Annotated in this window: 9 protein-coding genes; 6 read left to right on the plus strand and 3 right to left on the minus strand. The window is 61.3% G+C overall.

From position 1 onward, the window contains the following. Window positions 1–117 precede the first annotated feature (117 nt). Window positions 118–489 carry a winged helix-turn-helix transcriptional regulator gene (locus ABSE61_RS20755; RefSeq protein WP_423873006.1) on the plus strand — a complete coding sequence of 124 codons (372 nt, stop codon included), beginning with the start codon at window positions 118–120 and terminating at the stop codon, window positions 487–489. Window positions 490–614: 125 nt separating this feature from the next. On the opposite strand, the gene ABSE61_RS20760 is transcribed toward ABSE61_RS20755, so the two are convergent. Then, window positions 615–1,031, minus strand: coding sequence for a flagellar assembly protein FliX (locus ABSE61_RS20760; protein ID WP_423873007.1), 417 nt, complete (start codon window positions 1,029–1,031; stop codon window positions 615–617). A 262-nt stretch (window positions 1,032–1,293) separates the two neighbouring features. Between ABSE61_RS20760 and ABSE61_RS20765 the strand changes: the two genes are divergently transcribed. From ABSE61_RS20765 to ABSE61_RS20780, 4 genes are all read left to right on the plus strand, one after another. Further along, window positions 1,294–2,418, plus strand: a complete 1,125-nt coding sequence (locus tag ABSE61_RS20765) for a flagellar basal body P-ring protein FlgI (protein ID WP_423873008.1) — start codon at window positions 1,294–1,296, stop codon at window positions 2,416–2,418. A gap of 53 nt (window positions 2,419–2,471) precedes the next feature. After that, window positions 2,472–2,801, plus strand: coding sequence for a flagellar assembly peptidoglycan hydrolase FlgJ (gene flgJ, locus ABSE61_RS20770; protein ID WP_423873017.1), 330 nt, complete (start codon window positions 2,472–2,474; stop codon window positions 2,799–2,801). Beyond that, window positions 2,798–3,286 carry a hypothetical protein gene (locus tag ABSE61_RS20775; RefSeq protein ID WP_423873009.1) on the plus strand — a complete coding sequence of 163 codons (489 nt, stop codon included), beginning with the start codon at window positions 2,798–2,800 and terminating at the stop codon, window positions 3,284–3,286. The genes flgJ and ABSE61_RS20775 overlap by 4 nt, the downstream gene beginning before the upstream one ends. A 201-nt stretch (window positions 3,287–3,487) precedes the next feature. After that, entirely contained in the window at window positions 3,488–3,859 is a 372-nt protein-coding gene (locus ABSE61_RS20780) for a hypothetical protein (protein ID WP_423873010.1), read from the plus strand. 34 nt (window positions 3,860–3,893) lie between these two features. Here the strand turns inward: ABSE61_RS20780 and flaF are convergent, their stop codons facing one another. Beyond that, on the minus strand, window positions 3,894–4,259 hold the full coding sequence (gene flaF / locus ABSE61_RS20785; protein WP_423873011.1) for a flagellar biosynthesis regulator FlaF: 366 nt from the start codon (window positions 4,257–4,259) through the stop codon (window positions 3,894–3,896). A 212-nt stretch (window positions 4,260–4,471) separates the two neighbouring features. Continuing rightward, the gene (locus tag ABSE61_RS20790) at window positions 4,472–6,190 is read right to left on the minus strand and encodes a DUF1522 domain-containing protein (RefSeq protein WP_423873012.1); all 1,719 of its coding nucleotides are present in this window, start codon (window positions 6,188–6,190) and stop codon (window positions 4,472–4,474) included. A gap of 117 nt (window positions 6,191–6,307) precedes the next feature. On the opposite strand from ABSE61_RS20790, the gene ABSE61_RS20795 reads away from it, so the two are divergent. Then, window positions 6,308–6,515 (plus strand): hypothetical protein (locus ABSE61_RS20795; RefSeq protein ID WP_423873013.1); only part of this gene is annotated, 208 nt, incomplete at its 3' end.

Below are 6,515 nucleotides of genomic sequence, written 5' to 3' on the forward strand. Positions count from 1 at the left end.
ATTAGTATCCAACGGTGACTAGATAGCTGTTGGGATGCTGGTGTTAAGAACGCACCCCAAGACCACCTGGTCACGCCCGAGTAACCCGGTCAGAGCCTTTTTCGGAGTTCACGTGCGATGAAAGCCAATCCCTATTCGGCCAATTGCCCCACCCGCCAGATTCTGGATCGGGTCGGCGACAAATGGGCGGTGCTGATCCTTTTGCTGCTGCGCTTTGAGGCGTTGCGCTTCAATCAGTTGCGCCGCGGCATTGAAGGGATTTCGCAAAAGATGTTGTCGCAGGTGCTCAAAAGCCTGGAGCGCGACGGCCTGGTCAAACGGCGCGCGATCGCAACCGTGCCGGTGACGGTGGAGTATTCGATCACGCCGCTCGGCAAGACGCTTGCCGCCGCCGTCGATTCCTTGCGCGATTGGGCCGAGGCCAACCTGAAGGACGTGCTCGCCGCCCAGCGCCGTTACGACGCGCAGCAGCATGCCAAGGCGGCATAACACCCCTTCTTCGTCACACCCGCGAACATTCGCAAAGGTGCCCGCTGAGAAGGCGTGCGAATGTTAGAATCGGACCACTCGATCGCCCGGTCGAGCCGGGCGATGACCGAGGCTGATGCTGGAAACTAATGCTGTCCGGCTTTGGCGAGTTCGACCTCGACGCGCAGTTCGATCTCGGAAAGTACGGCATCCAAACCTGGGTCGCCCGAGGAAGACTTCAGGTTGACCGAAGCCTCCCGCAGCCGGCTCACCGTCGAGCCATCGAAATTGCCCGACAACAGTGCGATCTTGAGATCGTCGAGCACGTCGAGCGCGCGTTTGCCGCGCTGGACCGAGCGTTTGCGCCGCTCGGTCGGATCCTCTTCGATTCCCTGCATCGCCAGCAGCGCATCGAGGCCCGTGGCAGCCTTCGGGGCGAGCGTCGCACGTGTCTCGCCGGCGGAGGCCGCATCCTCCGGCAGCGAAAAACCGCTCGTGCTGGTCCGCCGGACGTTGTTGGTCTGGGACCCCAGAGTGGTGCCGTTCGGTCCTGTGATGCGCATGGTGGATCCCTGCCGGTATGACGTGCAGCATCGCTTGCGATGGTTAACGCGACGTAAATCACTCGGCAAAATCTGCCGCGATCCGGCAGTTTCGGCTACCTCCGGTTCGCTGCACACCGCCGCTCTCCAGAAATGATTCAATTAGATCAGTTCATTAGCTGAAATGAAGGCGTGGCATGGCGCTCGCATAGTGATGAGCGGATCGCCCCTCATGGGAGTGTCGGGCGCTCCTCAAGTTCACTACCTCAGCGGGGAGCAGAGGATGCCAGGCGTTGATTGGGGAAAATGGTTACGGCTGGCCTGCGGGGCGCTGATCGCGTTCCAGCTTGGGGTCACGCCGGCCGGTGCCACGTCGCGGATCAAGGACCTCGCCAATATCGAGGGCGTGCGGCAGAACCAGCTCGTCGGTTATGGCCTTGTCGTCGGCCTGAACGGCACCGGCGATACGCTCAACAACATCCCCTTCACCAAGCAATCGCTTCAAGCGATGCTGGAACGCATGGGCGTCAACATCCGCGGCGCCACCATCCGCACCGGCAACGTCGCCGCCGTCATGGTCACCGGCAACCTGCCGCCGTTCGGCACCCAGGGAACCCGCATGGACGTGACGGTTTCCGCGCTCGGCGATTCCAAGAACCTGCAAGGCGGCACCCTGCTCGTCACCCCCCTGCTCGGCGCCGACGGCAACGTCTATGCGGTGGCGCAGGGCTCGGTCACCATCAACGGCTTCCAGGCCGAAGGCGCCGCCGCCAGCATCACCCGCGGCGTGCCGACCGTCGGCCGCATCGCCAACGGTGCCATCATCGAACGCGAGATCGAATTCGCGCTCAATCGCCTGCCCAATGTCCGGCTGGCTCTGCGCAACGGCGACTTCACCACCGCCAAGCGCATCGCGGCCGCAATCAACGACTTTCTCGGCGCCAAAAGCGCTGAGCCGCTCGATCCCTCGACCGTCCAGTTATCGATCCCGCCGGAATTCAAGGGCAATGTCGTTGCCTTCCTGACCGAGATCGAACAGTTGCAGGTCGAGCCGGATTTGGGCGCCAAGATCATCATCGACGAACGATCCGGGATCATCGTGATGGGCCGTGATGTCCGCGTCGCAACTGTTGCAGTCGCGCAAGGCAACCTGACCGTCTCGATCTCGGAAAGCCCGCAAGTGAGCCAGCCCAACCCGCTCGCCCGTGGACGGACGGTGGTGACGCCGCGCTCAAGCGTCCGCGTCACCGAAGACGGCAAGAAACTCGCTCTGGTGAAGGACGGCGTATCGCTGCAACAACTCGTCGACGGTCTCAATGGACTGGGCATCGGCCCGCGCGATCTGATCGGCATCCTCCAGGCGATCAAGGCCGCCGGCGCGATCCAGGCCGACATCGAGGTGATGTGATGGACCTGGCTCAGATCAGCAACAGCAAGCTCGCCAGCGCCGCCAAGGCGTCGATGCCCACCTATGGCGGCCACCCCGACTACGATTTCGCCGCGGCGCTCAACAAGGTGTCGCCGCAGGTGAAAGCCAAGGCCCAAACCCAGGCGCAGAACTTCGAGGGAATGTTCATCAACTCGATGTTCTCGGAGATGACCAACGGCCTCAAGGGCGAAGGCCCGTTCGGCAACACCACCGGCACCGGCATCTGGCGCTCGATGCAGATCGAACAATATTCGAAATCTTTCGCGCAGGCAGGCGGCGTCGGTATCGCCAAGAACGTGTACCGCACGCTGATCATGCAACAAGCCAAAACCGCCGGCCAGCCTCAAGGGAAACAAGCATGAACCCGCCTCATTCACGACCGCCGGCGCCGGCAACCCCGACGATTTCCACAACGGCCGAGGCCCGCAAGCTCGCCCAGGACCTGATGGATGCCATGAGTGCCCTGCTCGGCGTCATTGAACGCGAAACCGAGCTCGTGCGCGCCGGCAAAATTCGCGAGGCCATGGTATTCGAATCGAAGAAGGCGGAGCTGTCGCGCCACTATGTCGGCGTGGTCAGCCGCCTGAAAGCCAACCACCTTTATCTGGCCAAGACCTCGCCGGATCTACTGGCCACGCTACGCCGGCACCACGACACGTTCCGCGCCATGTTGCAGGTCAATCTCACCGTGCTCGCAACCGCGCATGCGGTTTCCGAAAGCATCGTGCGTGGCGTCAATGCCGAGGCTCAGCGCCGCAATATTCCCACCACCTACGGCGCGACCGGACGACGCGTCAATCCGGGAGCGCAGCACCTCAGGCCGCTGGCGGTCAGCCGCTCGCTCTAACGCGGTGGTATTACCGACAGCGCAAGCGGCACGAGCGCGCCTGCCGCGCCGGGCTCCGCTTTACAGACAATTTTCATCAAATTGACGCGCGCATGTGAGTGCATCGTTCAGCGCGTTCTCTAACAATGCGTTGAGAGGTCTAGTTCATATTGCCGATGACGAGGGGTTGGGATTTGACTCGAGGAGAGCCAGGAGGCTGCCATGAGTACGGATTTCAGCATCAGGCCGGTGGGGACCCCGGTCGCAGTTTCACTTCCGCCCGCCGCCAGCAACGCGGCGATTGGCGGCGTGCCCACGCAATTGCCTGCCAATCAAAGCGTCACGGCAACGGACGCGAGCACGGCAAGTAGCAATGATTCACCGAGCCAGGGTTCGAGCGATCTCTCGCGTCAGGCGTTTTTCGATACCGCAGCCGCGTCGGTCGTTTTCCAGTCGGTCGACGCTTTGACCGGCGAGGTGGTTCAGCAATTTCCGGATGAAGCGACGTTAGCCCGTCGCGCAGCCTATTTTCATTCGCTGGATCTGAGCAAGGACGGCTCCACGCGCCCGCTCACCACCGATCTGACGGCTTAAAGCTGAATCGAAGTAGCGAGTTGGTGAGTAGACTTCAGGTCCTGCCTGCGAGGCCGGCAGCGATTTGACAGTTGATATCGATCAGCGGCTTTAGCTTTGAGGGATCCGGCGCCAGTTGCATGTCAACCGTCTGATGCATGACGAAGATGCTGATGTTGGCGATGTTCTGACGCACTTCGATCGAATGCGGATTGGTGTCTGCCTCAGCCGCGCTCATGAAGATCGTCCACAGGCGGCGATTGAACAGCAACGCCTTGTGCATCTTGGCGTCCGGGCCTGCCCAGTTCGACTGCACGTCCCGCAGTTGCTTGGCAGCCTTGAGCAGCGCCTGCGCCTCTATTTCCCTGGCATTACCGGTAATCTGCGACGTGCGGGAATAGGCCTGAGCTGCATTGGACATTCATCACTCCGACTGGGATTATGCAGCACGCGGACGCCGTCACTGCCCAAGTTTTATAGGTTCTTGCCTTTAAAATATGGTTAGCGGTGATCACAGAATGCACCGCAAAACTACGGATTAGGCAATTGCTTAGCCGATCGGCAGAAACACACGACCAATGAAAAATGGCGGGGTTTCCCCCGCCGTTTTTCGTTCCGTTTTTTGCGCTTCGATCAGCGGAGCAGCTGGAGCACGCTTTGCTGCGACTGGTTGGCGAGCGCCAGCGCGGAGACTGCGATCGACTGGCGGGTAGACAGCGCCTGGCTGTTGGCCGCTTCCTCGTTCGGATCGGCCAGCGTCAGGTTCGATGCACCGGTCTGCAGCACGTTGATCAGGTTCTTGTTGAAGTCCTGGCGGATCTGCACCACCGACAGGTTCGAACCGAGGTTCGAAGCCTCGGAGCGAAGAATGTTGGAGGCGCCCTGCAACGACGTCAGCACCTTGTTGGTGGCGGCGTTGTCGATGAAGTCTGTGCCAACCACCAGGTTGGAGAGGCCTAGGCCCGCCGCGTTGAAGTTCGCGCCGTTGATGCTCAGCGTGGAGGTGCCGGTCTCGTTGAACACCAGCTTCAGCGTATCGCCGTTCAACAGGTTGATGCCGTTGAACGAGGAGTCCTGCGCAGTGGTCGTGATCTGCGACAGGATGTTGTTGTACTGCGAGATCAGGCCGGCGCGGGTGGCCTGCGCCGCGGGGTCCGCGACCGGAGCCGAAGCGGTGCGGCCAGCGAAGATATTCGTGCTGCCGGTGAGCGCGCCGATCGTCGCGGAGGCGTTGTCGTTGTCGGTTACAATGGTCAGGTTGCCGTCGGCATCCAGCGTTGCCTGCAGGTTGTTCGCCGCCAGCGCGGTGTTCAGATCGTTCAGGTTGCTGATCTGACCGTTACCGTTACCGAATACAATGTGGGTCGCTGTGCCGTTGCCGACCGCGGCGATGTCGAGAACCGTGCCGGTCGCAAGGCTGGAACCCGAAGCGGGAGTACGCGCCAGACTCGTGGTCGCGCTGCCGTTGCCGATGCCGAGCGAAGCCAGCAGGCTCGTATTGCTCGAGCTGATGGTCAAGTCGGAGGTTGTACCGGTCTGGATCAGGAACTGACCAGATCCGTTGATCGAAGACGGCGTATCGCCGGTCGTGGTGGTCACGGTGGCAGCGCCACCCGAGATCGATGCCGTCTTGCCACCAGTCGCGAGATCGACGGCCTCCAAGAGGTCGCCGAGGTTAGCTGCACCGCCATTGAGATAGATGGTGCTGTCGCCAGCGCCGTCGGTGGTAACGTTGGTGTTGCCGGTTACAACACCGGAATCCGGCGCAACGGTCGCCGTGGTCGGAGGTGCACCCGTGGCAAAGGTGATGAGGTGACCGTCAACCGTCAGCGTGTCGCCATTGGCGATCGTTGCGGTGATGGCGTTGGAGTTGCTCGCCGTCGTCAGCGAGGTCGAGCCCGTAATCGCGGTTGCGGTAGTCGCGGTGGTGTCGGCGGCCAGACCGGTCAGGGTGCTGTTGGTAAAGGTGGACCCACCGAGCAGGTTCGCCGCGGTCGCGCCCGAACCAAGCGCGACCGTGAAGTCCGACTTCGAGGAATAACCGACCGTGGTTTGCAGCGCCTGGGTTGCAACCGACTGCGCGCTCTGCACCAGACTTTCCAGAGAGGTGATGCCGGTGTTGGCGGCCTGCAGCACCTGCACGCCGTTACCGATGCTGTCGAGCAGACTGCTGATATCCGAGGCGCGGTTGTTGAGGCCCTGCGCGGTGAAGAAGTTGGTCGGATTGTCGAGCGCCGTGTTGACCTTGTTGCCAGTGGCCAGGTCATTCTGGGTCGTCGCGAGCAGTGCTGCCGTCGACTGCAACGAAAGAAGATTTTGGCGGACTGATGCCGAAAGAACGATACCGGACATTTGTTACCTTCCTATGCAGTGGCGGCCGATTCGGTTCGCGGCCGGAAGCACCTTTCATCCAGAACATAGGGGCAGGGGTTTAAATTATGATTAACGCCGGCTTAAGCAAGCTGGTTAATGAATGGTTACCGTTCTGAATTCGTCATATCGGGCTGTTTTCGCGCGTCTTTTCGCTTGCGCCTCCTCTTTCCGAACCCGTTCGACCAAACGAAAACGGCGGGGTTTCCCCCGCCGTTTGGTCTTCTTTTGCTTGATCTTCGATCAGCGGAGCAGCTGGAGCACGCTCTGCTGCGACTGGTTGGCGAGCGCCAGCGCGGAGACTGCG

This window comes from Bradyrhizobium sp., from assembly GCF_049519115.1.
In the GTDB taxonomy this organism is placed as follows: domain Bacteria; phylum Pseudomonadota; class Alphaproteobacteria; order Rhizobiales; family Xanthobacteraceae; genus Bradyrhizobium.

Bases quoted from the DNA above. Each gene is read 5' to 3' on its own strand.
- ABSE61_RS20755 (WP_423873006.1), top strand. From the start codon at position 118: ATGAAAGCCAATCCCTATTCGGCCAATTGCCCCACCCGCCAGATTCTG.
- ABSE61_RS20780 (WP_423873010.1), top strand. From the start codon at position 3,488: ATGAGTACGGATTTCAGCATCAGGCCGGTGGGGACCCCGGTCGCAGTT.
- ABSE61_RS20790 (WP_423873012.1), bottom strand. From the start codon at position 6,190: ATGTCCGGTATCGTTCTTTCGGCATCAGTCCGCCAAAATCTTCTTTCG.
- flgJ (WP_423873017.1), top strand. From the start codon at position 2,472: ATGCCCACCTATGGCGGCCACCCCGACTACGATTTCGCCGCGGCGCTC.
- flaF (WP_423873011.1), bottom strand. From the start codon at position 4,259: ATGTCCAATGCAGCTCAGGCCTATTCCCGCACGTCGCAGATTACCGGT.
- ABSE61_RS20765 (WP_423873008.1), top strand. From the start codon at position 1,294: ATGCCAGGCGTTGATTGGGGAAAATGGTTACGGCTGGCCTGCGGGGCG.
- ABSE61_RS20760 (WP_423873007.1), bottom strand. From the start codon at position 1,031: ATGCGCATCACAGGACCGAACGGCACCACTCTGGGGTCCCAGACCAAC.
- ABSE61_RS20775 (WP_423873009.1), top strand. From the start codon at position 2,798: ATGAACCCGCCTCATTCACGACCGCCGGCGCCGGCAACCCCGACGATT.